20 protein-coding genes and 1 tRNA gene are annotated in these 25,877 nt (G+C 68.4%); 14 read left to right on the top strand and 7 right to left on the bottom strand.

What is annotated here, in order from left to right; genetic code table 11:
* Nucleotides 1-124: 124 nt before the first annotated feature.
* Nucleotides 125-1,003 (bottom strand): isocitrate lyase/PEP mutase family protein, encoded by an 879-nt coding sequence (locus tag DLJ53_RS21560; RefSeq protein ID WP_111349031.1) that lies wholly within the window; start codon nt 1,001-1,003, stop codon nt 125-127.
* Between the two features lie 388 nt (nt 1,004-1,391).
* Here DLJ53_RS21560 and DLJ53_RS21555 point away from each other — a divergent pair, with 388 nt between their 5' ends.
* On the top strand, nt 1,392-2,372 hold the full coding sequence (locus tag DLJ53_RS21555; protein WP_162409459.1) for a LacI family DNA-binding transcriptional regulator: 981 nt from the start codon (nt 1,392-1,394) through the stop codon (nt 2,370-2,372).
* A gap of 107 nt (nt 2,373-2,479) precedes the next feature.
* On the opposite strand, the gene DLJ53_RS21550 is transcribed toward DLJ53_RS21555, so the two are convergent.
* The 6 genes from DLJ53_RS21550 to DLJ53_RS21525 all read right to left on the bottom strand — a co-directional run bounded on the left by DLJ53_RS21550 (nt 2,480) and on the right by DLJ53_RS21525 (nt 9,729).
* Complete coding sequence (locus DLJ53_RS21550; protein WP_111349027.1) at nt 2,480-3,769, bottom strand: TRAP transporter large permease; 1,290 nt, start codon at nt 3,767-3,769, stop codon at nt 2,480-2,482.
* Nucleotides 3,766-4,257: a TRAP transporter small permease gene (locus DLJ53_RS21545; RefSeq protein WP_226584029.1), complete on the bottom strand. Its 492-nt coding sequence runs from the start codon at nt 4,255-4,257 to the stop codon at nt 3,766-3,768. The genes DLJ53_RS21550 and DLJ53_RS21545 overlap by 4 nt, the downstream gene beginning before the upstream one ends.
* 15 nt (nt 4,258-4,272) lie before the next feature.
* A complete protein-coding gene (locus DLJ53_RS21540; protein ID WP_162409455.1) occupies nt 4,273-5,259 on the bottom strand; it encodes a TRAP transporter substrate-binding protein in 987 nt (328 codons plus the stop codon).
* Between the two features lie 663 nt (nt 5,260-5,922).
* Nucleotides 5,923-8,175, bottom strand: coding sequence for a xanthine dehydrogenase family protein molybdopterin-binding subunit (locus DLJ53_RS21535; protein WP_111349021.1), 2,253 nt, complete (start codon nt 8,173-8,175; stop codon nt 5,923-5,925).
* Nucleotides 8,168-9,238, bottom strand: coding sequence for an FAD binding domain-containing protein (locus tag DLJ53_RS21530; protein WP_111349019.1), 1,071 nt, complete (start codon nt 9,236-9,238; stop codon nt 8,168-8,170). The genes DLJ53_RS21535 and DLJ53_RS21530 overlap by 8 nt, the downstream gene beginning before the upstream one ends.
* Nucleotides 9,235-9,729, bottom strand: coding sequence for a (2Fe-2S)-binding protein (locus tag DLJ53_RS21525; RefSeq protein WP_111349016.1), 495 nt, complete (start codon nt 9,727-9,729; stop codon nt 9,235-9,237). Before DLJ53_RS21525 ends, DLJ53_RS21530 begins: the two co-directional genes overlap by 4 nt.
* A gap of 228 nt (nt 9,730-9,957) precedes the next feature.
* On the opposite strand from DLJ53_RS21525, the gene DLJ53_RS21520 reads away from it, so the two are divergent.
* The 13 genes from DLJ53_RS21520 (at nt 9,958) to rpoC (ending at nt 25,790) form a co-directional block, all read left to right on the top strand.
* Complete coding sequence (locus DLJ53_RS21520; protein WP_342353605.1) at nt 9,958-10,494, top strand: TetR/AcrR family transcriptional regulator; 537 nt, start codon at nt 9,958-9,960, stop codon at nt 10,492-10,494.
* Between the two features lie 196 nt (nt 10,495-10,690).
* Nucleotides 10,691-11,536, top strand: coding sequence for a bis(5'-nucleosyl)-tetraphosphatase PrpE (prpE, locus tag DLJ53_RS21515; RefSeq protein ID WP_111349012.1), 846 nt, complete (start codon nt 10,691-10,693; stop codon nt 11,534-11,536).
* Nucleotides 11,537-11,731: 195 nt separating this feature from the next.
* Complete coding sequence (locus tag DLJ53_RS21510; RefSeq protein WP_111349009.1) at nt 11,732-12,514, top strand: hypothetical protein; 783 nt, start codon at nt 11,732-11,734, stop codon at nt 12,512-12,514.
* 145 nt (nt 12,515-12,659) lie between these two features.
* Nucleotides 12,660-12,735, top strand: a tRNA-Trp gene (locus tag DLJ53_RS21505).
* A 276-nt stretch (nt 12,736-13,011) separates the two neighbouring features.
* Complete coding sequence (gene secE / locus DLJ53_RS21500; protein ID WP_202913270.1) at nt 13,012-13,197, top strand: preprotein translocase subunit SecE; 186 nt, start codon at nt 13,012-13,014, stop codon at nt 13,195-13,197.
* Nucleotides 13,198-13,240: 43 nt separating this feature from the next.
* Nucleotides 13,241-13,777 (top strand): transcription termination/antitermination protein NusG, encoded by a 537-nt coding sequence (nusG, locus tag DLJ53_RS21495; RefSeq protein WP_111349005.1) that lies wholly within the window; start codon nt 13,241-13,243, stop codon nt 13,775-13,777.
* 136 nt (nt 13,778-13,913) lie between these two features.
* Nucleotides 13,914-14,345, top strand: coding sequence for a 50S ribosomal protein L11 (gene rplK / locus DLJ53_RS21490; RefSeq protein ID WP_111349003.1), 432 nt, complete (start codon nt 13,914-13,916; stop codon nt 14,343-14,345).
* Entirely contained in the window at nt 14,338-15,039 is a 702-nt protein-coding gene (gene rplA, locus DLJ53_RS21485; protein ID WP_111349001.1) for a 50S ribosomal protein L1, read from the top strand. Before rplK ends, rplA begins: the two co-directional genes overlap by 8 nt.
* 284 nt (nt 15,040-15,323) lie before the next feature.
* Nucleotides 15,324-15,614 carry a hypothetical protein gene (locus tag DLJ53_RS21480; RefSeq protein ID WP_111348998.1) on the top strand — a complete coding sequence of 97 codons (291 nt, stop codon included), beginning with the start codon at nt 15,324-15,326 and terminating at the stop codon, nt 15,612-15,614.
* A gap of 344 nt (nt 15,615-15,958) precedes the next feature.
* Nucleotides 15,959-16,513: a 50S ribosomal protein L10 gene (rplJ, locus tag DLJ53_RS21475; RefSeq protein ID WP_111348995.1), complete on the top strand. Its 555-nt coding sequence runs from the start codon at nt 15,959-15,961 to the stop codon at nt 16,511-16,513.
* 51 nt (nt 16,514-16,564) lie between these two features.
* The gene (gene rplL, locus DLJ53_RS21470) at nt 16,565-16,957 is read left to right on the top strand and encodes a 50S ribosomal protein L7/L12 (protein ID WP_111348993.1); all 393 of its coding nucleotides are present in this window, start codon (nt 16,565-16,567) and stop codon (nt 16,955-16,957) included.
* A 156-nt stretch (nt 16,958-17,113) separates the two neighbouring features.
* Nucleotides 17,114-21,253: a DNA-directed RNA polymerase subunit beta gene (rpoB, locus tag DLJ53_RS21465; protein ID WP_111348991.1), complete on the top strand. Its 4,140-nt coding sequence runs from the start codon at nt 17,114-17,116 to the stop codon at nt 21,251-21,253.
* A gap of 328 nt (nt 21,254-21,581) precedes the next feature.
* A complete protein-coding gene (rpoC, locus tag DLJ53_RS21460) occupies nt 21,582-25,790 on the top strand; it encodes a DNA-directed RNA polymerase subunit beta' (RefSeq protein ID WP_111348989.1) in 4,209 nt (1,402 codons plus the stop codon).
* The last annotated feature ends 87 nt before the right edge of the window (nt 25,791-25,877 follow it).

Raw genomic sequence — 25,877 nt, 5'->3', positions numbered from 1 at the left:
GCGCGAACGAGGGGTCGCGCAGCGTGATCTCGGGCGGCAGCGTCTCGCGGTCGAGGACGACGATGCGGGCGGGGCGGTCGCTCATGCCGGAGCCTCCGGGCGGGTCGGAATACGCCATGGCCCGTCAGTCGGCCGTCGCGTAGCGCTGCTCGGTCTCGATGACCTCCTTCAGTCCGGCGAACTCGTTGAACTCGTCGAACGGGGTGAGGCGGTCGGCGACGGCGTTGGTGGACTGGCCCTCGCGCATGAAGGTCTCCATCATCTCCTTGACGGCCTTGTGCATCGCAAAGAGCGGCTCGATCGGGCAGAGCGCGTAGTCGAAGCCGAGCTCGTAGACCTCCTGCAGCGACAGGTACGGCGACTTGCCGGAGCGGGCCATGTTGAAGAGGAGCGGGAGGCCCAGAGGCTTCAGCCGGCCGGACAGCATCTTGAGGTGCTCGATGCTCTCCGGCGCGTCGGCGTAGAGGCCGTCGATCCCGGTGCCGGCGTAGGCGGTGAGGCGCTCGATGGCGGCCTCGATGCCGTCGACGGCGATGGCGTCGGTGCGGGCGACGATGAAGAAGTCGGGGTCGCGGCGGGCGTCCTTCATCGCCTTGAGCTTCTGGCACATCTCCTCGATGGAGACGAGCTCCTTGCCGGCGAAGTGGCCGCACTTCTTCGGCATCTTCTGGTCTTCCAGGTGCAGGACGGAGGCGCCGGCCTCCTCCCACAGCCGCATGGTGCGCTGGGCGTCCATGATCCCGCCGTAGCCGGTGTCGGCATCGGCGAAGACGGGGAGGTTTGTGACGCGGCAGATGCGGCGGATGTGCTCGTACATCTCGGTCTGGGTGAGGACGCCGAAGTCGGGCTGTCCGGCGATCACGGCGGTGGCGGCGAACCCGCTGACGTAGAGGGCCTTCGCGCCGGCCTGCTCCGCGAGCTTGGCGCTGACGGCGTCGTGCGCGCCCATGCAGACGAACGGGGGAGACTTCAGGAGCTCGCGGAAACGGGCTGATCGGGACATGGATGCTCCTTGGGGTGGGACCGGCGGCTCAGGACGGGGCTGGCCGGCGCGTTGGCGTCGCGCTTCCGGACGTCTTATGTTATCGCAAACATACACTCGGTCCAGCGGCGCGAGCAAGAGGCTCGGACCTGCGGGGATGCGGTTTTCGGACTGGCGCTGCATAATCCGTGTCGCAGGCGAACCGCCCGGAAAGGACGCAATGGCAAGAAAGAAGATGGTCCCGGGATCATCCGACGCGACGCGGCCGCGACGCCGTCGTGCGGCGGGCGCCCCGGAGGCCCCGCGCCATGACGCCGCGACCGGTGATTCGGGCGGCATCGAGCCCGGCGCAGAGCCTGAGGACGGCGCGGATCCGGCGGCGCCCGAGACCGCGCGCCGCGGGGCCCGCATGGCCGATGTCGCCGAGCTTGCCGGCGTTTCGGCGATGACGGTCTCCCGCGCGCTGCGCAATCCGCGGATCGTCACGCCCGAGACGCTGCGCCGGATCGAGGAGGCGATCCGCACCGTCGGATACCTGCCGAACCGGATGGCGGGGAACCTCTCCTCCAGCCGCTCCAACATCGTCGGACTGGTGGTGCCGAGCTTGCGCAACTCCCTGTTCGCGGAGACGATTCAGGGGGTCGCCGACATCCTGAGGCCGGACTACGACCTCCTCGTCGCCAACTCCGGCTACACGCTGAAGGGGGAGGAGGCGGCGGTGGCGGCCTTCCTCAGCCAGCGCGTCTGCGGGCTGGTGCTGCACAACGTCCGCCACACACCGCGCACGCGGCAGATGATCAAGGTGGCCGGGGTGCCGTGCGTGGAGACCGGAAACCTGACCTCGACGCCGATCGACACCTGCGTCGGCTTCTCCAACATCGAGGCGGCTCGGGCGATGACGCGCCGGCTGATCGCCCGCGGCTACAGGCGGATCGGCTTCGTGAGCCTGCCTCTGAAAGAGAACGACCGCGCGGCCGAGCGGCGCGCCGGCTTCGAGGCGGCGATGGCCGAGGCCGGCCTCGAGGTGAACCCCGACGTCGTCCTCGAGGCGCCGCCGGGCCTTGCGGGCGGCGGCAACGCGCTCCGCACGATCCGCGAGCGCGCGCCGGAGACCGAGGCGGTGTTCCTCACCGGCGACGTCCTCGCGACGGGGGCGATTCTTGCGGCGAGCCGCTGGGGGATCGACGTGCCGGGCGAGATCGCCATCGTCGGCTCGGACGACAACGAGTTGCAGGAGCACGTCACCCCGTCGCTGACCTCGCTGCGCTTCCCGCGCTACGAGATCGGCCGCAGCGCCGCCAACATCCTGATCGACCGGGTGACGGGGCGGTCGGAAGGCTCGGCGGTCGTCGACCTCGGTTTCCGCATCATCGAGCGCGAGAGCGACTGACCCCTGTCCTTGCGCGATCCTCGCGGCACGGGCCGCGGGGGTCCGGACATGAAAAGACCCGCCGGTGGGAGGACCGGCGGGTCTCGGGTGCGTGCGCCGCGTCCGTCTCAGCGGACGAGGTTCGGCACCCAAAGGGCGAGCTGCGGGATCTGCCAGACCAGGAGCACGACGACCCCGATGGCGGCAAGGAAGGGCCACGCCGAGCGCACCACGAAGTCGAACGGCACCGCAGCGACGCGGGTGATGACGAAGAGCACCATGCCGAACGGCGGCGTCGCCTCGCCGATGACCAGCGCCATGATGAAGACGATGCCGAAGTGCACCGGGTCGATGCCGAGGCCGACCACGATCGGCACGAGGATCGGCGTCAGGATGTTTATCGCCACCGCGACGGCCATGAAGCAGCCCACCACCAGGGCGAAGACGATGATGATGAGCATCGTCAGCATCGGGCTCGTGGTGATGCTGGCGATGCCCTCGGCGATGGCCTGGGGAAGCTGCGCGCGCGTCAGGATCCACCCCAGAAGGCCCGAGCAGGCGAGGATGAACATGATGATCGCCGAATCGAAGGCCGAGCGCTGCAGCACCTTGACGAACCGCCTGAACGACAGTCCGCCGTAGGCGAACACCGAGATTAGGACGGCCCAGAGCGCCGCCACCGCGGCCGATTCGGTCGCCGTGAACAGGCCGCTGATGATGCCGCCGATCAGGATCACCGGGGTCATCAGGGCCAGGAAGGCGCTGCGCAGGTCCCGGGCGAGGCTGCACCAGCCGGGGAACGTCTCGCGCGGGAGGTTGCGCCGGCGGGCGAGGAAGAAGACCAGCGCCATCATGCTGACGGCCATCAGGATGCCGGGGATGACGCCGGCGAGCAGCACGTCGGCGGGGGAGACCCCGGCGAGGACGGCGTAGAGGATGCCGGCGATCGACGGCGGGATGATCGGCCCGATGAGCGCGCTGCCGACCGTCACGCCGATGGTGGTGCGGTCGTCGTAGCGTGCCTCGCGCATCGCCTTGATTTCCATCGCGCCGAGGCCGGCCGCGTCGGCGGTGCCGGAGCCGGACATGCCGGCGAAGAGCATGGAGGCGAGGACGTTCACCTGCGCCAGGCCCCCGCGCCAGTGCCCGACCAGCGAGTTGGCGAAGCGGAAGAGCTGCGAGGCCGAACCGGACTCGTTCATCATGTGGCCGACGAAGAGGAAGAGGGGGATCGCCAGCAGCGTGAAGGAGTCGATGGTGCCGACCAGACGCTGCGTGATCACCTCGAACGGCAGGCTGTCGAACCCGCGCGTGAAGCCGAAGTAGGCGACGCTCGCCGTGCCGATGCCGAGGCCGGCCGAGACGCCGAGCAGCAGCAGGACGACGAGGCCGACGAGGAGAAATACGGCGGCGATCATTCCACGTCCTCCGTCAGCGGGAAAACCGGTTGGCGCAGACGGAGCGTTTCGATGACGCGTCCGACGAGGATGATGAGGGACAGCACGGAGCCGATGAACGGGGCGAGGTAGACGTGCCCCTTGCTGAGGAAGCTGATGGAGGGCAGCGGCCAGCTCCAGTTGGAGTTCATCAGCCGCCAGGAGCCGACGCACAGGATGGCCATGAAGATGATCGCCAGCACGGTGTAGACGAGGGAGAGGGCCACGGCGAGCCGGGGGCGACTGTCGAAGAAGGCGTCGATCAGGTTGATGCGCACGTCGCCGCTTGCGTAGACGACATAGACCAGTCCGAAGAAGACGGCGTAGACGTTGAAGAGGCGGGCGGCCTCCTCACTGAAGACCATGGAAACGCCGACGTACCGGTAGCTCACCTGAGCGAGAATCATCACGATGAAGCACGCGAAACTCACCGCGGCGAGGGCCAGGGAGGCCCTCGCGAGACGTTTCATCACCAGACCCATCGGTCAGTCGGCCGAGCCGTTCGAGCCGGCGGCCACGGCCGCCTCCCAGACCCCGTCCGCCAGGAGGCTCTGGGCGGCCTTCTCGACGACCGGCATCGCGTCCTTGCGGAACGAGGGATCGACCTCGACGACCTCGACGCCGGTGGCGGCAATGTCGGATACGATCTCCTTGACGACCTCCTCGGCGGCGGCGTCGGTGACCTCGCCGGCCTTCACGGCGGCCGCCTTGACGGCGCTCTGCTCATCCTCGCCGAGCCCGTCCCAGAAGTCCTTGTTGACCATCAGGGTCATGTAGCTCTGCAGGTGCTGGGTGTTGATGAGGTAGTCCGAGACCGTGTGGATCTGCCGGCCGTAGATGTTGGCGAGCATGTTCTCCTGCGCGTCGATGACGCCGGTCTGCATGGCGGAGAAGACCTCGTTGGAGGGCATCGGCGCGATGGTCGCGCCGAGGCCGGACCAGATGTCGATCCACAGCGGGATCTCGGACATGCGCATCTTGAGGCCCTTGAGGTCCGCCACGGTGCGGAAGGGGCGGCCCTGCGTCGTCGCCCAACGGGCGCCCTGGTAGTAGTAGGCGAGGGGGACGGCGTTGCCGCGCTGCTGCAGCGCCTCGCTCATGCGCTCGCCGATCGGGCCGTCGAGGAAGGCCTTCACTTCCGCCCAGTTTCCAAAGAGGTAGGGCACGGCGGTGGCGTCGAGCTCGGGGTAGTATTGGGCGGAGTGGATCGACCCGATGAAGAACTCGATCTCGCCGAGTTTGATGAGGTCGATGAGCTCGCGCTCGTTGCCGAGCTGGCTGTCCATGAAGCGCTCGACCTCGAGGTCGGGGGCGCTTTTCTTCAGCTCCTCGATGAAGGTGTCGACGAAGAGCTTGTTGGTGCCGGTGTCGGGCACGGAGGTGGCGAGGGCCACGGTCTCGGCGCGGGCGGGTGTGACGCCCGGGGCGATGGCGGTGACGAGGACGCATGCGGCGAGCATGGATCGGAACACGGGTTTCCTCCTGTTCTCGGGAGCCATGCACGGCCGGACGCCGGGCAGGGAACCCCCCTGTTGTGTGTCATGTTATCGATATCATCATGCCATGCAACGTTCAATGGCCCGAGGCGTTCCGGCCGTTGCCGCGACCTTTCGCGGGCCGGGCGCGACGACGGACCGGGCGGCGGCGGCGCGTTTTGCGGGGTGTCGGAGGGACGAAGTGCCGGATTGCGGGTGGTCTCGCCCGCGCTCCGCGACAACGCGGCGCGGCCCGGGGCCGTCGCGGAGGCGGGTGGACCTCCAGGGCGGAGAGGGTGGCAGAACGACGGTCGTCGTCGCGGCCGTGTGCCGCTCAGGCGGTCCCCCGCCATCGAGACGGGCCGGACCGCCGAGGAGGACCGGCGGCACAGGGCGCGCACACGAATTCCGTCGGAGCGTGCGCAATCCGTCTGTCAGGCGGGGCCCTGCCGGGAGATACGGCTCACCGGAGGCGATCGCCGGGCCGGGTGGGCCGGGCACGGGTGGGCCGGGCCCGACGGATCGGGCGCGGCGGCGGCCGACATCGTCGCCGGGAGGATAGGCAACTTCTCGAGGAGGGGTTCCCCTAAACGTGTCGGGGGCGCCCTACGAAAATGTGTGGGCCGGCCCGCCTCGGGGAGCGGGCCGGCCCGGACCGGGTCAGCCGAGGATGTCGGCGATATGGATCGGGAAGCGGCGGACGCGCACGCCCGTCGCGTGCCAGATCGCGTTGGCGATCGCCCCCACCGAGCCGGTGATGCCCACCTCGCCGACGCCCTTCACGCCGAGAGCGTTGACGTGGCGGTCCTCCTCGTCGATCAGCAGCGCCTCCACCGACGGTGCGTCGGCGTTCACCGGGACGTGGTACCCGGCGAGGTCGCCGTTCATCGGCCGTCCCGTACGCGGGTCGTGGAACGCCTCCTCGTGGAGCGCGAAGGAGAGGCCCCAGATCATGCCGCCCGTGAGCTGGCTCCTGGCGAGGCGCGGGTTGATGATCCGCCCGGCCGCGAACGCGCCGACGAGACGGCTGACGCGGATCTGGTAGAGGTCCGGGTCCACCTTCACCTCGGCGAACACCGCGCCGTGGGTGAACATGGCGTACTCGTCCGCGTCCGTCTGGTTGCGCGCCCCGGTGCCGTTGCCCTCGATGTGGGGGCGCCCGGCGCGCGACAGGATCGCGGCGTAGCTCTCCGACCGGCTCTCGTCGTCGGCGCGGTGGAGGCGGCCGCCCCGGCCGACCACACCGGCATTGCCGGCGCCGAAGAGGGGCGAGGCCGGATCCTGCGTGGCGATCTCCGACAGCTGGCGGATCGCGTCGCTGCCCGCGGCGAAGACCGCGCTGCCCGCGGTCGCAGTATGGCCCGAACCGCCGGCGATGCCGCCGCTCGGAAGGTCGGAGGAACCGGCGCGGAATTCCACCTTGTCGGCCTCCAGGCCGAGCCCGTCGGCGGCGATCTGGGCGATGGAGGTCAGCGCCCCCTGGCCCATCTCGACGGCCGAGAGCGAGACCACGGCGGTGCCGTCGTCGCGCAGCACCGCGCGTGCGTCGGCCTGGAACATCGGGCAGGGGAACATCGCCGTGCCCATGCCCCAGCCGACGAGGAAGCCGGCGTCGTCGCGCATCTGCCGCGGGGCCAGCGGCCGGCCGGCCCAGCCGAAGCGCTTGGCGCCCTCCGCGTAGCACTGCCGCAACGCCTTGGATGAGAAGGGGCGGCCCGTCGCCGGGTCCGTCTCGGCGTAGTTGCGCAGGCGGAACTCCAGCGGGTCGAGGCCGCACGCCTCGGCCGCCTCGTCCATCGCGCATTCGAGCGCGGCGGACCCGCTCGCCTCGCCCGGCGCGCGTACCGGACCGGGCGTGCCGGTGTCGACGCGGATGCCGGTGTGGCGCGTCAGCAGCGCCGGCGTCGCGTAGAGGTTCTGCGACGCGTTGGCGGCGGGCTCGAGGAAGTCGTCGAAGCTGCTGGTGGTCGACTCGGCGTGGTGCTCGAGGGCGGTGAGGCGGCCCTCGGCGTCCATGCTGAGGCTGAGGTGCTGGCGCGTCGCGCCGCGATGGCCGACGGGGCCGAACATCTGGTCGCGCCGCATGACGAGCTTCACCGGGCGCTGCAGCTCGCGCGCGGCGAGGATGCACAGGACCTGCGGCCCGTTGAGGATCGCCTTCGAGCCGAAGCCGCCGCCGATGAAGGGGCTGCGCAGGAGGACGTTCTCGGCCGGGATGCCGAAGAAGGACGCGAAGTCGCCGCGTGCGATGTCGATGGCCTGGTTGGGCACGTCGATCGTCAGGTGGTCGCCGTCCCACTCCGCGACGATGGCGTGCGGCTCCATCGCGTTGTGGTACTGGTGCGGCGTCACGTAGGTCGCCTCGACGGTGCGGGCGGCGGCGGCGCGGCCGGCGGCGACGTCTCCCTTCTCGAGGCGCGGCGGGGCGCCGACGCCGACGGCCTCCGGCTCGTAGCTCACGCCGCGGTCGAAGCCGATGCGCGCGGGCTCGGACGCGTAGCTCGGCGCGAGCAGGCGCGCCCCCTCCGTCGCCGCCTCGAACGTCTCGGCGATGACGAGGGCGATCGGCTGGCCGGCGTAGCGCACGGTGTCGTCCTGCAGCGCCTCCATGCGCCAGGAGAACATGTGCACCTTCTCGTCCGGATCGCGCATCAGCGCCGGCCGGTTCGCGGGCGTATAGACGGCGACGACGCCGGGGTGTGCCTCGGCCGCCGCGACGTCGAGCTCGGTGACGCGGCCGCGCGCCACCGTGCTGACGGCGTAGACGGCGTGGAGCAGGCCGTCCGGCCGGTTGTCCGCCGCGTATGGGGCCGCGCCCGTGACCTTGAGGTGCCCGTCACGGCGGGTGATCGGCTGGCCGGCGCTGGAGCCGAGGCGCACGTGGCCGGTCGGGAATTCGAGGGTCTCAGCCATGGACTGTGCCTCCGTTGGCGTGGGCCGCGACGGGCGCGAAGACGGACCCGGGCAGCGCCGGCATGCGCTCCGGCGTGCCCGCGGCGGCGAGCGTGAGGGCGCGGGTCGCGACGCGGATCGCGAGCTCGATCTTGTCGCCGTTGTCGCCGGACGGCGTCGCCCCCTCGAGGGCGGCCTCGGCGGCGCGGCGGAACCGCTCGGCCGTCGCCGGTGCGCCGACGAGCACCTGTTCGGCATGCCGCGCGCGCCACGGCTTGGCGGCGACCGAGCCGAGCGCGAGGCGGGCGTCGGTCACCGTGTCACCGTCGAGGCGCAGCGCCGCCGCGGCCGAGACGAGGGCGAAGGCGTAGGACGTGCGCTCGCGCAGCTTCAGGTACCGGGCGTTGGCCCGGAACGAGAGGGCCTCGGCGGGAAGGCGCACCGCGGTGATGAGTTCGCCGTCGCCGAGCTGGGTCTCCTCGGAGGGGGTGTCGCCGGGGAGGTTGTGGAAGTCCTCGAGCGCCACCTCGCGCGGGCCGGCGGGCCCCTCGATCTCCACCACCGCGTCGAGCGCGACGAGCGGCACGCAGAAGTCGGACGGGTGAGTGGCGATGCAGGCGCGGCTCCAGCCGAGGATGGCCGCGCCGCGCGTGTCGCCGCCCGCGGCGTCGCAGCCGGTGCCGGGCTTGCGGCGGTTGCAGGCGCTGTGGGGGTCGGCAAAGTAGGCGCAGCGGGTCCGCTGCAGGAGGTTGCCGCCCACAGTCGCGGCGTTGCGGAGCTGGGCCGACGCGCCGGCGAGCAGCGCCTCGGCCACGGCGGGCGCGGCGTGCGCGAAGTCGGGGTTGCGGGCGAGGTCGGCGTTCCGGACGAGGGCGCCGATGCGGATCGACCCGTCGGCCAGCGTCTCGATCCGGTCGAGACCCGGCAGGCGGGTGATGTCGATGATGCGGGCGGGGCGGCTCGCGCCGGTCTTCATGAGGTCGAGGAGGTTGGTGCCGCCGGCGAGGTAGGCCGCGTCACCGGCCGATGCCGCCGCGACCGCCTCCGCGACCGTGGCGGGACGGACGTAGTCGAAGACGTTCATGCGCTTTTCCGTTGGCTTTGCGCGAGGCGCGTCTGGGCGTCGAGGACGGCATCGGTGATGCCGGGGTAGGCGGCGCAGCGGCAGATGTTGCCGCTCATCCCTTCGCGGATGCGCTCCGGGTCGGTGCCGGCGTCGCCCTCGGCGATGAGGCCGATGGCGCTCATGATCTGGCCGGGCGTGCAGTAGCCGCACTGGAACGCGTCGTTCTCGATGAACGCGGCCTGGACGGGATGGAGCGTCCCGCCGTCCGCGACGCCTTCGATGGTCGTGACGGCCGCGCCGTCGGCGCTCATGGCGAGGGTGAGGCAGGAGTTGACGCGCCGCCCGTCCAAGAGGACGGTGCAGGCGCCGCACTGGCCGCGGTCACACCCCTTCTTGGTGTCCGTCAGACCGAGCCGCTCGCGCAGGACATCGAGCAGCGTCGGCCGTGCATCCTCCAGTTCGATGTCGTGGCGTTCGCCGTTGACTGTTAAACTCAGGGAAAGGGTCATCGTCCCTCCGATCGAGGCATGTGTCCTGAGGCATGGGGGAGGGGCTTCGGGTCTGGTAGGGGGACGCAGAGTGCGGAAATGTCCCGGCCGAAGCCACGGCCCGAGGGGCTATATACGGAGGCACCCTCCGTTTTCAAGTTGGAGGATGTCAAAATCGGTGGTGCGTTGAACAGACCCGAGCCTAAACGCAAACCGCGGGCGGATTCGATCCGCAATCGCGAGAAGTTGTTGAAGGCGGCGAGCGAGGTGTTCCTCGCCGGCGGGCCCGAGGCGAGCCTCGAGGCGGTCGCGCGCAAGGCGGGCGTCGGGATCGGCACGCTCTACCGCCATTTTCCGACCCGTGAAGCACTGTTCCAGGCCGTCTACCGACACGAGGTGGACGAGCTGGTGGAGTTCGCCGACCGGCTGGCGCAGACCGAGGGGCCGGTGGCGGCGCTGAGGACGTGGCTGCGCGCGAGCGTCCAGATGGTGGCGACCAAGCGGGGGATGGTGGCGGCGCTCGCGCCCGCCCTCGACAGCTCGGCGGAGATCTACGTCGATTCCGGCGCGCGCATCCGCAAGGCGCTCGCCGAGATGATGGAGCGCGCGGTGGCGGCCGGCGCGATCCGGAGCGGGGTGTCCTCGGAGGATCTGCTGCGGGTCATGATCAGCCTCTGCTATTCCGGCGATCAGCCGGGGTGGCAGGACAGCGTCATCCGCCTGCTCGACGTCTTCCTCGACGGTCTCGTCGCCCCGCCCGGCGACAGCGGTGGTGACGCCGGGTAGGCGCTTCCTCACGGGCCCGAAGGGGCGGCGACCGCCACGGCGCGACCTGGGCCCGGGATAAAGGGGCGCTAGGTTCGCCTGATCCGGCCCGGTGCGGGCAGCGACCTGCGGCGTCCCGATTGGCCGCCGGGGCAACAGTGAGGGGCCGAGACTCTTGAACGATCATTCATCCGGCAGGCGCGGGCGCGGCGGTACGATGGCGCGCCGGCGCGCCGAAGCGGGTGCCGCGCGGCCGCCGGTCGACCGGCGCGACGACGCCGGGCCGTTCGACATCATCGGCGACATCCACGGCTGCTTCGACGAACTGGTGTCGCTGCTGAAGACGCTCGGCTACGAGGTCGATCCGCTGCCGCCCGGCGAGGGTCTCGGCGCGGCGCGCCACCCGGACGGGCGGCGGGTGATCTTCGTCGGCGACCTGACGGACCGGGGGCCGCGCAACGTCGACGTTCTGCGGCTCGCGATGGGGATGGTGGCGTCGGGCACCGCGCTCGCGGTCTGCGGCAACCACGACGACAAGCTGCGGCGCTACCTCGCCGGCAACCCGGTGGTCCTGAACCAGGGTCTCGACCTGACCGCGGCGGAGCTGGAGCGGACCTCGCAGACGTTCCGCGACGCGGCGCTCCGGCTCATCGAGGGGATGGCGGACTATCTGTGGCTCGACGGCGGGGCGCTCATGGTCGTCCACGCCGGACTGAGGGAGGAGATGTTCGGGACGACGTCCGGCGAGGTGCGCCGGTTCGCCCTCTACGGCGACGTGACCGGGGAGGTGGACGAGAACGGCATGCCGGTCCGCGGCGACTGGGCGCGCGACTACCGGGGGGAGGCGACCATCGTCTACGGTCACACCCCGATGACCCGCGTGCGGAGCGTCAACCGGGCGATCTGCATCGACACGGGCTGCGTCTTCGGCAACGCGCTCTCGGCGATCACGTGGCCGGAGATGCGGGTGATGTCGGTGCCGGCGGCGGAGCGCTATCGTGTCGCGCGCCGCCCGCTGGAGGTGCCGGACACCGCCGAGATCCTGCCGGCGGAGACAGCCTGATCCGCGGCGCGGCCCCCGGCCGGCGCGATTGTGATTGGTCGCGGGGGACGGGGCTTTATGACTGTCATCCACCGGCCACCGGCCACCGGGGCTGGGATGGGGTTCGGTCCCCGCCGGGCGCGGTGGCCGCGGGGATGTCCGCGCGCCCGGTCGTGCTCCCCTGGACACGCGCGCGGGGCGGAAGCGGTGTGACGCGTGGCGATTGAAAGCAATCTCGACGTGGTGGCCGACGACGACCGGCCGGAGTGTGGTCACAGGGCGTTCGTGCTTCTGAGCACCGGACGGAGCGGCACCGCGAATCTCCTCAGCCAGCTCGGGAAGACGCCGGGGGTCCGCGCCTATTCGGATATCTTCCACACGGTCAATCCACAGGTCCACATCCCGCCGGACATGCTGGCCGAGCTGCCGCTGAGCCTGCGCGATGCCGAACCCGTCGCCTATGCGTACAAGGCGCTGGCCCATAATCCCGGCCAGGCCGCGGTGGTGGGCTTCAAGATCTGGCGGTCGCAGCAGCAGGAGGTATGCGCCCGTCTGCTGCGGGACCCGGACGTCGTGAAGATCGTCCTGGAGCGCCGCAACAAGCTCGCCGTCTACGCCTCGGCCCGCAAGGCGGTGAAGACGGGGGTGTACAACTCCTTTCCGGCCGGCGAGGCCGTGGACGCCTACGCCGCGGACCTGGTCCGCTTCGATACCGACTACTTCAAGCGCTACTGCAAGGCGCAGCACGGGACGTTCGCCTGGTACCGCAAGCGGGTGCAGGGGAAGGTGCTCTTCGTCGGCTGCCTGCAGGTCGCGGACGGGTCGGCCTACCCGCGGTGCACCGATATCCTCGGGGTCGCGCCGCCGGATCCGCCGCCGCCCGGCCGCCGCAGGCTGAACGACGGCGACATCCTCGACCGGTTCCACCCGGACGACCACAAGGCGATCATGGATTGCCTGACCGACTCGGGCCGCCGCCGCTGGCGGTTCGAGAAGTAGCGGCGGGTACGGATCTAGGGGCGGATCGCCGCCCGTCCGGGACGCGCCGCGGGGCGGAATCGGGGACGCAGGGTCACGCAATGCGCGGATCGGTGCCGAATGATCTTGCGGCGCGGGCCGACACCCCTTATTGCAGGGCTCAGATAGGGGTGTAGCTCAGTTGGTAGAGCGGCGGTCTCCAAAACCGTAGGCCGGGGGTTCGAGTCCCTCCGCCCCTGCCAGTCGTAAAGCGCCGGTCGCCAGCGCCCGCCGAAGGTGCCCGTCGAAGCCGGCTCACTTTTTTGTTGGGCGCTTCAACGCAGATGCCCTTCCAGGGGTTGCATCTCAATCGAACGATTGTTAGGTACGGCCTCCGCGAGGCGCCGACGGGGGTCGTGCGCCTTGATGTTTCGACGATCGGTGTCGGGCAAGCCCTGCGGCGGTGCTGCGGGGCTTCACTGCGTCGACAACAGAACGAACGCCGTCTGGGTCTGGCCCAAGCGGCAAAAGGGGTCTGAGTGGCAACGAATCCGTTGACGTTCTTCCAGCAGGTCCGGACCGAAGCGGCGAAAGTCGTGTGGCCGAGCCGGCGTGAGACGATCATCACCACCGTGATGGTGTTCATCATGTGCGCCTTCACGTCGGTGTTCTTCTTTCTGGTGGACCGCATCCTCGGGTGGGGTGTCGGTCAGATCCTCGGTTGAGGCGCTTGGCTAGCTGCCCCGACGGATCACCGAGGCAAACGACATGAACAAGCGTTGGTACATCGTCCACGCGTATACGAACTTTGAGAACAAGGTCCGCGAGGCGATCCTTGCGGAGGCTGAGCTGCGTGGCCTGACGGAGTATTTCGACGACGTCCTGGTCCCGAAGGAGAAGGTGAGCGAGGTCAAGCGCGGCCGGCGGGTCGAGACGGAGCGGGTGACGTTTCCCGGCTACGTCCTCGTCAAGTGCGCGCTGACCGACCAGGTCTTCCACCTCATCAAGAACACCCCCAAGGTGACGGGGTTCCTGGGCGCCACCCAGCGCCCGCAGCCGATCCCCGACCGCGAGGCCGAGCGGATCCTGCACCAGGTGACCGAGGAGGTGGAGCGTCCGCGTCCGAAGGTGACCTTCGAGGTGGGCGAGCAGGTTCGCGTGGCGGACGGTCCGTTCGCCTCGTTCAACGGCCTGGTCGAGGAGGTCGACGACGAGCGGGCGCGGGTGAAGGTGGCGGTGTCCATCTTCGGCCGACCCACCAACGTCGAGCTCGAGTACGGCCAGGTGGAGAAGATGGCGCAGTGATGCGCTGAACGGCCCGTGCGCCTGGCGCTGGGCCGACGAGTTGCGGGAGGTGAGGGGACGGCCAATCCCCAGGCCACAACCGCAGACGGGCATGGGGCCCGACTTTGGCAGGGCCTCGGCCCGTTAAGGAGAGCAGATGGCAAAGAAGATTGCCGGTTATATCAAGCTGCAGGTGCCGGCCGGCGCCGCGACCCCGTCGCCGCCGATCGGCCCGGCGCTCGGTCAGCGCGGCTTGAACATCGTGATGTTCACGAAGGACTTCAACGCGAAGACGCAGGACATGGAAAAGGGTGCGCCCTGTCCGACCGTCATCACGTACTACACGGACAAGTCCTTCACGTTCGAGATCAAGACCCCGCCGGTCTCCTACTTCCTGAAGAAGGCGACGGGTCTCGCCTCCGGCTCCAAGGCGCCGGGCAAGGAGAAGGCCGGGACGGTCACGATGGCCCAGTGCCGCGAGATCGCCGAAGCGAAGATGAAGGACCTCAACGCCGATACGATCGATCAGGCGGCGAAGATGGTCATGGGCTCTGCCCGCTCGATGGGTCTGGAGGTCGTCGATGGCTAAGCTCGCGAAGCGCATGCAGGCGGCCTACGAGGGCCTCGACCGCGGCGCCACCTACTCGCTGTCCGACGCCGTGAAGCTCCTCAAGGACCGCACGAAGGTGAAGTTCGACGAGACCGTCGAGGTCTCCTTCAACCTTGGTGTCGACCCGCGCCACGCCGACCAGATGGTCCGCGGCGTCTGCCTGCTGCCGCACGGCACCGGCAAGACCGTGAAGGTCGCCGTGTTCGCCCGTGGCGACAAGGCCGAGGAGGCGAAGGCCGCCGGAGCCGACATCGTCGGCGCCGAGGAACTCGTCGCCGAGGTCCAGGCCGGCAAGATCGACTTCGAGCGCTGCATCGCCACCCCGGACATGATGCCGCTGGTCGGCCGCCTCGGTAAGGTGCTCGGCCCGCGCGGCCTGATGCCGAACCCGAAGGTCGGCACCGTGACGCCGGACGTCGCCAAGGCCGTGCAGGACGCCAAGGGCGGCGCCATGCAGTTCCGCGTCGAGAAGGCCGGTATCGTCCACGGCGGCGTCGGCAAGCTCTCGTTCGACGAGACCAAGCTGGTCGAGAACATCCGCGCCTTCTACGACGCGGTGAGCAAGGCCAGGCCGACGGGTGCCAAGGGCACCTACATGAAGAAGGCGTCGATGACGTCGACCATGGGCCCCGGCCTGAAGGTCGATCTGTCGACGATGGCTGCGGAGCAGTAAGGGTGGCAGGCCAGCCTCAACCGCGCTGGCGCCGCATGGTGCTCGCCGCGCTCGTCGCGGCGTCCACCGTGTTCGTACTGCAACTGGCGCAGCGGCTGATGAGCTGACGCGGCCAGCCGCGACGACGACGAGCATGGGCGCCGGGACCGTTCTCGGCGCCTGTTGGGACGACCGGCCCCGGGGCCGGTCCATCGTGGAGCGTCGGGTGGCGAAAGGCACGGACAGGACACGGATCGCGACGGACGGGGCCACGGCGGTTCCGCCCATGACGAGCGGTTCGCCTCATGTCCGGTGAAGCACTGATCCGGGGGCGGGACGTCAGGTTCGCCCTCGTGTTCGCGGGCTTCCAGCTCCTGGCCTACGTGCCGGTGTTCCTGGTGCTGTACGGCGTTTCGGCGATGTGGTCGCCGGAGGGGCAGCGAGGGGAGTGGCATCTCGCCTCGTTCGCCACCGTGGGCGTCTCGGCGGTCGCCGTGTTCGCCGCCGCCTTCGTCGTGATCCTCGGTCTGAGCGCCGTTACCGGCGTGCTCGACTGGATCACCGGCGACAAGCGCGCCGGACGCGCCGCGGGCTGAGAGGCTCCGGACCGCGCCGCAGGGACGGCAGATAGCGGAGGCGATCTCCGCGGCAAGGTTTCCGCCCGGTGCGCCGGGCAACGAGTTTCGCCCGGTGCGCCGGGCGTCAGGACTTCGCGGGGTCGCCTCGCGAGGGTCGCCCTTCCTCCGGGAAGGGCAGCCTGTCCGAGACTGCAGGTGGGGCAGCGTACGGTATGCCTCTTAATGGTCCTGCATAGACGGGGGTCGGAACGGGATGACCGTTCGCTCTCGGGACGGGTGTAAACCGCTCATCTGGCTTCGGCCCGGTGAGCTCATTGAGCCGGGAGGTGCCTCACCGCACCGCCCATGTCTTGGAGAGAACGGTGGACAGAGCCGAAAAACGCGAAATGGTGGGCTTCCTCGAAGAAGTCTTCGCCAATTCGGGCTCCGTGGTCGTCACCCAGTATATCGGGATGACTGTCGCCGAAGTGACCGAACTCCGCCGCCAGATGAAAGACGCTGGTGCGAAGTTCAAGGTCATCAAGAACAGGCTCGCCAAGATCGCGCTCGAAAACGGCGATCGCGGTGTCGCGTCCGAGATGTTCAAGGGGCCGGTGGGCATCGCCTACGGTCTCGATCCGGTCGCGGCGCCCAAGGTTCTGACTGAGTACGCGAAGAAGAACGACAAGCTCAAGATCATCGGCGGCATCCTCGGATCGTCGGCGATGGACGACAAGGGTGTCGAGGCGCTCGCCAAGATGCCCCCGATCGAAGAGCTTCGCTCCAAGCTTCTGGGTGTCCTCCTCATGCCGGGGTCCAACCTGGCACGGGTGCTCAACGCGCCGGGCAACAAGCTTGCCTCGCAGCTCAACGCGCCTGCTCAGAACCTCATCGGTGTTTTCGCAGCCTACAAGGCGAAACTGGAAGCGGCGGCTTAAGTCCGACTGGACCTGGCCCACTGAACCGACAACCTGGAAAGATCAAATCAAATGGCAGATATCGAAAGCCTGTACGAGCAGCTGTCGCAGCTCACGGTCCTCGAAGTGTCCGACCTCGTGAAGCGTCTCGAGGACGGTTGGGGCGTCACCGCTGCTGCGGCCGCTCCGGCGATGGCCATGCCGATGATGGGCATGGGCGGCGGTGCCGAGGCTGCGGCCCCGGCCGAGGAGAAGACCGAGTTCGACGTCGTCCTCGCGAACGCGGGCGACAAGAAGATCAACGTCATCAAGGAAGTCCGTGCGATCACGGGCCTCGGCCTCAAGGAGGCCAAGGACCTCGTCGAGGGCGCTCCTAAGACGGTGAAGGAAGCCGCGTCCAAGGACGAGGCCGAGAAGATCAAGAAGCAGCTCGAGGAAGCTGGCGCGAAGGTCGAGCTTAAGTAAGCACGCCTCGGCGTTGGCGGCCTCCGGCCGCCGTCCGGCCGGGTTCGCCCGGCCGACGATCAATCGCCGGCGCTCCGACGCGAGCGCCGGCCTTTCGCGTCGTAATGGGCGACGACGCGTTCCGCGGGATCACCCCGCGCCGAGAGGGGGCAAGGTATGACGCAGGCGTTCTCAGGTCGTAAGCAGGTCCGAAAATATTTCGGCTCCATCCGTGAGGTCACGGAGATGCCGAACCTGATCGAGGTGCAAAAAGCGTCCTACGACCAGTTCCTCATGGTGGACAAGCCTGAGGGCGGCCGCGGCGACGAGGGTCTGGAGGGCGTGTTCCGCTCTGTCTTCCCGATCTCCGACTTCGCCGGCACGGCCATGCTGGAGTTCGTGGACTACGAGTTCGAGGCGCCGAAGTTCGACGTCGACGAGTGCCGCCAGCGCGACATCACGTTCGCGGCGCCCTTGAAGGTGAAGCTTCGTCTCGTCGTGTTCGACGTCGACGAGGACACGGGTGCCAAGAGCCCCAAGGAATTCAAAGAGCAAGACGTCTACATGGGCGACATGCCGCTCATGACGGAGAACGGCACGTTCATCGTCAACGGCACGGAGCGCGTGATCGTCTCGCAGATGCACCGCTCGCCGGGCGTCTTCTTCGACCACGACAAGGGCAAGACCCATTCGTCGGGCAAGCTGCTCTTCGCCGGCCGCGTCATTCCCTACCGTGGCTCCTGGCTCGACATCGAGTTCGACGCCAAGGACATCGTCCACGCGCGTATCGACCGCCGCCGCAAGATCCCCGTCACCTCGCTGATGATGGCGCTCGGCTTCTCGCCCGAGGAGATCCTGCACACCTTCTACGAGCGCGTCACGTACACCCGTGACGGCGACGGCTGGCGCATGCCGTTCGAGGGCGACCGCCTGAAGGGCCAGAAGGCCAACACCGACCTCGTCGACGCCGACACGGGCGAGCTCGTGATCGAGGAGGGCCGCAAGATCACGGCCCGGACGATCAAGCAGCTCACCGAGAAGGGCGTGAAGGCGCTCCGCGTCTCCGACGACGAGCTGTACGGCCGCTACCTCGGCGACGACATCGTCAACTTCGAGACGGGCGAGATCTACGCCGAAGCCGGCACGGAGCTCGACGAGAAGGGCCTCGGCAAGCTGCTGGAGACCGGTCTCCAGGAGATCACCGTCCTCGACATCGACCACGTCACGAAGGGCGACTACGTCGTCAAGACGCTGTCCGCGGACAAGAACGAGACCCGCGAGCAGGCGCTGTTCGACATCTACCGCGTGATGCGTCCCGGCGAGCCGCCGACGATCGAGACCGCCGAGGCCATGTTCGCCTCGCTGTTCTTCGATCCGGAGCGCTACGACCTCTCCGCCGTCGGCCGCGTGAAGATGAACATGCGCCTCGACCTCGATGCCCCCGACACGCAGCGGACGCTGCGCAAGGAGGACATCATGGCGGTCATCAAGACGCTGATCGACCTGCGCGACGGCAAGGGCGAGATCGACGACATCGACAACCTAGGCAACCGCCGTGTCCGCTCGGTCGGTGAGCTGATGGAGAACCAGTACCGCCTGGGCCTCCTCAGGATGGAGCGCGCCATCAAGGAGCGCATGTCCTCCGTCGAGATCGAGACGGTGATGCCGCAGGATCTCATCAACGCGAAGCCCGCCGCGGCCGCGGTGCGTGAGTTCTTCGGCTCCTCGCAGCTCTCGCAGTTCATGGACCAGACGAACCCGCTGTCCGAGGTGACGCACAAGCGCCGCCTCTCGGCCCTCGGCCCGGGCGGTCTGACCCGCGAGCGTGCCGGCTTCGAGGTGCGCGACGTGCACCCGACCCACTACGGCCGCATCTGCCCGATCGAGACGCCGGAAGGCCCGAACATCGGCCTGATCAACTCGCTGGCGACGTTCGCGCGCGTCAACAAGTACGGCTTCATCGAGGCGCCCTACCGCAAGGTGAAGGACGGCGTCGTGTCGGACGAGGTGGTCTACCTCTCCGCCATGGAGGAGCAGAAGCACCCGGTCGCGCAGGCGAACGCGCCGCTCCTCGAGGACGGCCGCTTCGCCGACGAGCTCACCGTCGCGCGCCACGCCGGCGACGTGACGATGATGCCGGCCGACCGTGTCGAGTACATGGACGTGTCGCCCAAGCAGCTCGTGTCCGTCGCCGCGGCGCTGATTCCGTTCCTCGAGAACGACGACGCCAACCGCGCGCTGATGGGCTCGAACATGCAGCGTCAGGCCGTGCCGCTGGTGCGTGCCGAGGCGCCGTTCGTCGGCACCGGCATGGAGCCGATCGTCGCCCGGGACTCCGGCGCCGCGATCGCCGCCAAGCGGACCGGCGTCGTCGACCAGGTGGACGCGACCCGTATCGTCATCCGCGCCACGGAAGATCTCGACCCCACCAAGTCGGGCGTCGACATCTACCAGCTGATGAAGTTCCAGCGGTCGAACCAGAACACCACCGTCAACCAGCGTCCGCTGGTGCGCGTGGGCGACGCGGTCGCCAAGGGCGAGATCATCGCCGACGGCCCGTCGACGGAGCTCGGCGACCTGGCGCTCGGCCGGAACGTGCTCGTCGCGTTCATGCCGTGGAACGGCTACAACTTCGAGGACTCGATCCTCCTCTCCGAGCGCATCGTGCGCGACGACGTCTTCACCTCGATCCACATCGAGGAGTTCGAGGTCGCCGCCCGTGACACCAAGCTCGGCCCCGAGGAGATCACGCGCGACATCCCGAACGTCTCGGAAGAGGCGCTCCGGAACCTCGACGAGGCGGGCATCGCCTACATCGGCGCGGAAGTGCAGGCGGGTGACATCCTCGTCGGCAAGATCACGCCGAAGGGCGAGTCGCCGATGACGCCGGAGGAGAAGCTTCTCCGCGCGATCTTCGGCGAGAAGGCCTCCGACGTGCGCGACACCTCGCTGCGTGTCCCGCCGGGCGTGGTCGGCACCATCGTCGAGGTGCGTGTCTTCAACCGCCACGGCATCGAGAAGGACGAGCGCGCCCAGGCGATCGAGCGCGAGGAGATCGAGCGTCTCGCCAAGGACCGCGACGACGAGCAGGCCATCCTCGACCGCAACACCTTCGCCCGTCTCTCCGAGATGCTGCAGGGTCAGGTCGCGGTGTCCGGCCCGCGCGGCTTCAAGGCCGACTCGCAGATCACCGCCGACGCGCTGGAGAACACCCCCCGCTCGCAGTGGTGGATGTTCGCCCTCGCCGACGAGCAGCTCCAGGCCGACATCGAGGCCATGCGCGACCAGTACGACCAGGCCAAGAAGCGCTTCGAGGAGCGCTTCCTGGACAAGGTCGAGAAGCTGCAGCGCGGCGACGAGCTGCCCCCGGGCGTCATGAAGATGGTCAAGGTCTTCGTGGCGGTGAAGCGCAAGATCCAGCCGGGCGACAAGATGGCCGGCCGTCACGGCAACAAGGGTGTCGTGTCGAAGATCGTGCCGTGCGAGGACATGCCGTTCCTCGAGGACGGCACCCACGTCGACATCGTGCTGAACCCGCTGGGCGTGCCGTCGCGCATGAACGTGGGCCAGATCCTGGAGACGCACCTCGGCTGGGCGTGTGCGGGCATGGGCCGCAAGATCGGCGAGCTGGTGCGTCTGGCCAAGGAGTCCGGCGACACGGGCGAGCTGCGCACCACGATGCTCGACGTCTACGACGGCGGCACCTCCGAGCCGATCGCCGAATATGACGACGACTCGGTGATGCGTCTGGGCGAGCAGCTGACCAAGGGCGTGCCGATCGCGACCCCGGTGTTCGATGGTGCCCGCGAGCCGGACATCGTCAAGATGCTGGAGAAGGCGGGTCTCAACGGCTCCGGCCAGTCGACCCTCTTCGACGGGCGCACGGGCGAGCAGTTCGACCGGCCGGTGACGGTGGGCTACATCTACATGCTGAAGCTCCACCATCTGGTCGACGACAAGATCCACGCCCGGTCGATCGGCCCGTACTCGCTCGTCACCCAGCAGCCGCTGGGCGGCAAGGCGCAGTTCGGCGGCCAGCGCTTCGGCGAGATGGAGGTCTGGGCGCTCGAGGCGTACGGCGCGGCCTACACCCTGCAGGAAATGCTGACGGTGAAGTCGGACGACGTCGCGGGCCGCACGAAGGTCTACGAGTCCATCGTGCGCGGCGACGACACGTTCGAGGCGGGTATCCCGGAGAGCTTCAACGTTCTCGTGAAGGAAATCCGCTCGCTGGGTCTCAACGTCGAGCTCACCGACGTCGAGCGCGACATGGTGATCAACAACGACATCGACGCGCGCAAGCTGGCGGCGGAGTAGGGCCGGGCTTGACGGCAACGACATGTGAGGCGGGCGAACATCGCCCGCTGGCGGGAGCGCGCAGGATCGCCTATATAGGTTGTACCTTGCGCAAATCTCATCCCGCCTCAGAACGGTGCCTCACGGCGACCCGGTGTGCCTCACAAGGCGCGCCGGGTGCTGTGCGTGGCATCGACGGGATTGCGGCGCGTCTGGCGACAACCGTCCGAAACGACGGGGCCGACGCCGAAGCTCGGACGGTTCAGCCGCCCGTGGCTCTTGAGGATTGGGCGCGCCAGGCGCGCATGAAAATGGCTCGCGACACGCGAGGGCAAAGGAGAGTCGCCGTATGAACCAGGAAGTGATGAACCTGTTCAACACGCAGGCGCCCACGCAGACGTTCGACCGGATCCGGATCTCCATCGCGAGCCCCGAGAAGATCCGCTCGTGGTCCTTCGGCGAGATCAAGAAGCCGGAGACCATCAACTACCGCACCTTCAAGCCGGAGCGGGACGGCCTGTTCTGCGCGCGCATCTTCGGTCCCATCAAGGACTACGAGTGCCTGTGCGGCAAGTACAAGCGGATGAAGTTCAAGGGCGTCATCTGCGAGAAGTGCGGCGTCGAGGTGACGCTGAGCCGCGTGCGCCGCGAGCGCATGGGCCACATCGAGCTCGCCGCCCCGGTCGCGCACATCTGGTTCCTGAAGTCGCTTCCGTCGCGCATCGGCCTTCTGCTCGACATGACGCTGAAGGACCTCGAGCGCGTCCTCTACTTCGAGTCCTACATCGTCACCGACCCGGGCATGGTCACCGAGATCAAGCGCGGCCAGCTCTTGTCGGAGGACGAGTTCCTCGACCTGCAGGACACCCACGGCGAGACCTTCACCGCGCTGATCGGCGCCGAGGCGATCCGCGAGCTGCTCCTGCAGCTCGACCTTCCGCGCGAGTCCGAGCAGCTGCGCAAGGAGATCGCGGAGTCGACCTCCGAGCTGAAGCCCAAGAAGCTCGCCAAGCGGCTGAAGATCGTCGATTCATTCCTCGAGTCGGGCAACCGTCCCGAGTGGATGATCATGACGGTCATCCCGGTCATCCCGCCGGACCTGCGCCCGCTGGTTCCGCTCGACGGCGGCCGGTTCGCGACGTCGGACCTCAACGACCTGTACCGCCGCGTCATCAACCGTAACAACCGCCTGAAGCGCCTCATCGAGCTGCGCGCGCCGGACATCATCATCCGCAACGAGAAGCGGATGCTGCAGGAGTCCGTGGACGCGCTGTTCGACAACGGCCGCCGCGGCCGCGTCATCACGGGTGCCAACAAGCGCCCGCTGAAGTCGCTGTCGGACATGCTGAAGGGCAAGCAGGGCCGGTTCCGCCAGAACCTGCTCGGCAAGCGCGTCGACTACTCGGGCCGTTCGGTGATCGTGGTGGGTCCGGAGCTGAAGCTCCACCAGTGCGGCCTGCCGAAGAAGATGGCGCTCGAGCTGTTCAAGCCGTTCATCTACTCGCGCCTCGACGCGAAGGGCTACTCGTCCACGGTGAAGCAGGCGAAGAAGCTCGTCGAGAAGGAGAAGCCCGAGGTCTGGGATATCCTCGACGAGGTGATCCGCGAGCACCCGGTGCTGCTCAACCGCGCGCCGACGCTCCACCGCCTCGGCATCCAGGCGTTCGAGCCCAAGCTCATCGAGGGCAAGGCGATCCAGCTTCACCCGCTGGTCTGCACCGCCTTCAACGCGGACTTCGACGGCGACCAGATGGCCGTGCACGTTCCCCTCTCGCTGGAAGCCCAGCTCGAGGCGCGCACGCTCATGATGTCGACGAACAACATCCTGCACCCGGCCAACGGTCAGCCGATCATCGTGCCGTCGCAGGACATCGTTCTCGGCCTCTACTACCTGTCGATCATGTCCGAGAAGGAGCCGGGCGAGGGGATGACCTTCGGGTCCATCAACGAGCTGCAGCACGCCCTCGACGCCAAGGTCGTGACCGTCCACTCGAAGGTGAAGGTCCGCTACAAGACGGTCGACGAGGACGGCAACCCGATCTCGCAGATCCACGAGACGACCCCGGGCCGCGCGCTGATCGGCGATCTGCTGCCGCGCTCGACGAAGGTGCCGTTCGACATCTGCAACCAGCTGATGACGAAGAAGAACATCTCCAAGATGATCGATGCCGTGTACCGCGGCACCGGTCAGAAGGAGACGGTCATCTTCTGCGACCGCGTGATGAACCTCGGCTTCACCAACGCGTTCAAGGCCGGCATCTCGTTCGGCAAGGACGACATGGTGATCCCGGACTCCAAGTACACCACGGTCGCCGAGACCGCGGAGCTGGCGAAGGAGTTCGAGCAGCAGTACTTCGACGGCCTGATCACCCAGGGCGAGAAGTACAACAAGGTCATCGACGCCTGGGCGAAGTGCACCGACAAGGTGGCCGCCGCGATGATGGAGAAGATCTCCGCCGTCGAGAAGGACGCCGAGACCGGGCGCACCAAGCAGATGAACTCGGTCTACATGATGAGCCACTCGGGTGCCCGTGGCTCGCCGACCCAGATGCGTCAGCTCGCGGCGATGCGCGGCCTCATGGCCAAACCGTCGGGCGAGATCATCGAGACCCCGATCACGTCGAACTTCAAAGAGGGCCTCACCGTTCTCGAGTACTTCAACTCGACGCACGGTGCGCGTAAGGGCCTCGCCGACACCGCGCTCAAGACCGCGAACTCGGGTTACCTCACCCGCCGTCTCGTGGACGTGGCGCAGGACGCGATCATCTCCGAGGTGGACTGCGGCTCGACCCGCGGCATCACCATGGAGCCGATCGTCGACGCCGGTCAGGTCATCGCGACGCTGGGCAGCCGCGTCCTCGGCCGCACCGCGGCGGAAGACGTGCACGAGCCGGGCACGGGCGAGCTGATCGCCAAGGCCGGCACGCTGCTCGACGAGAAGGACGTCGAGGCCATCGAGGCCGCGCGCGTCCAGTCGCTGAAGATCCGCTCGGTGCTGACCTGCGAGACCCGCAACGGCGTGTGCGCGGCCTGCTACGGCCGTGACCTGGCCCGCGGTACGCCGGTCAACATGGGCGAGGCCGTCGGCGTCATCGCGGCGCAGTCGATCGGCGAGCCGGGCACGCAGCTCACCATGCGTACCTTCCACGTCGGCGGTACGGCGCAGGTGGTCGACTCGTCCTTCATCGAGTCCTCCTTCGAGGGCACGATCAAGGTGAAGAACCGCAACGTCGTGCGCGACTCGGACGGCAACCTGATGGTCATGGGCCGCAACGTGCAGGTGGCGGTCATCGACGCGGACAACACCGAGCGGGCGAGCTACAAGCTCACCTACGGTGCCAAGCTCCACGTTGACGACGGCGACAGCATCAAGCGCGGCCAGCGCATCGCCGAGTGGGACCCATACACCCGCCCGATCCTCACCGAGGTCGACGGTGTGGTGGACTTCGAGGACCTGGTGGACGGTATCTCCGTCTCCGAGGCGGCGGACGAGGCGACGGGTATCACCAAGCGCATCGTCACCGACTGGCGCACCCACACGCGTGGCTCCTCGCTGCGTCCGGCGGTCGTCGTGAAGGACGGTTCAGGCAACCTGGTGAAGCTGCCGCGCGGCGGCGAGGCCCGGTACCTGTTGTCCGTGGACACGGTCCTGTCGGTCGACACCGGCGGCAAGGTCCACGCCGGTGACGTGCTCGCCCGTATCCCGCTCGAGAGCGCCAAGACGCGTGACATCACCGGTGGTCTGCCGCGCGTCGCCGAGCTCTTCGAGGCCCGTCGTCCGAAGGACAACGCGGTCATCGCGGAGATGGACGGCACGATCCGCTTCGGCAAGGATTTCAAGAACAAGCGTCGGATCATCATCGATCCGCCGGCGGACTCCGGCCTCGAGCCGATCGAGTACATGGTCCCGAAGGGCAAGCACATTCACCTTCAGGACGGCGACCCGATCGAGAAGGGCGACTACATCCTCGACGGCAACCCGGCGCCGCACGACATCCTGGCGATCCACGGCGTGGAGGCGCTCGCCGCCTACCTCGTCAACGAGATCCAGGGCGTCTACCGGCTCCAGGGCGTGGGCATCAACGACAAGCACATCGAGGTGATTGTCCGGCAGATGCTCCAGAAGGTGCAGATCACCGATCCGGGCGATTCGGACCTTCTGGTCAACGAGGAGATCGACCGTCAGGAGCTGCAGGAGCTGAACGACGACCTGCTCGCGGACGGCAAGAAGCCGGCCTCGGGCGATCCGGTTCTGCTCGGCATCACCAAGGCTTCGCTGCAGACCCGCTCGTTCATCTCCGCGGCATCGTTCCAGGAGACGACGCGCGTGCTCACCGAGGCGGCCGTCTCCGGCAAGGCCGACCAGCTGGAAGGCCTCAAGGAGAACGTCATCGTCGGTCGTCTGATCCCGGCGGGTACCGGCGGCATGATCAACCGCATCCGCGAGATCGCCGCCAAGCGCGACGACCTCATCGCGGAAGCGGAGCGGGCCGCGCAGGGCGCCTCCGAGGGCGCGCAGATGATCGAGGACATGCGTCAGGTCGAGCCGGGCGAATAGTCCCGGCCACCCGCCGCCTCGGCGTTCTCGCCTGACATCACGAGAGGGGGCCCGTGCCGGGCCCCCGATCGCATGGGGACCCCCGCG

The sequence above is a fragment of the Acuticoccus sediminis genome, from assembly GCF_003258595.1.
Taxonomy (GTDB): domain Bacteria; phylum Pseudomonadota; class Alphaproteobacteria; order Rhizobiales; family Amorphaceae; genus Acuticoccus; species Acuticoccus sediminis.
This window is presented reverse-complemented; position numbering and strand designations above follow the sequence as displayed.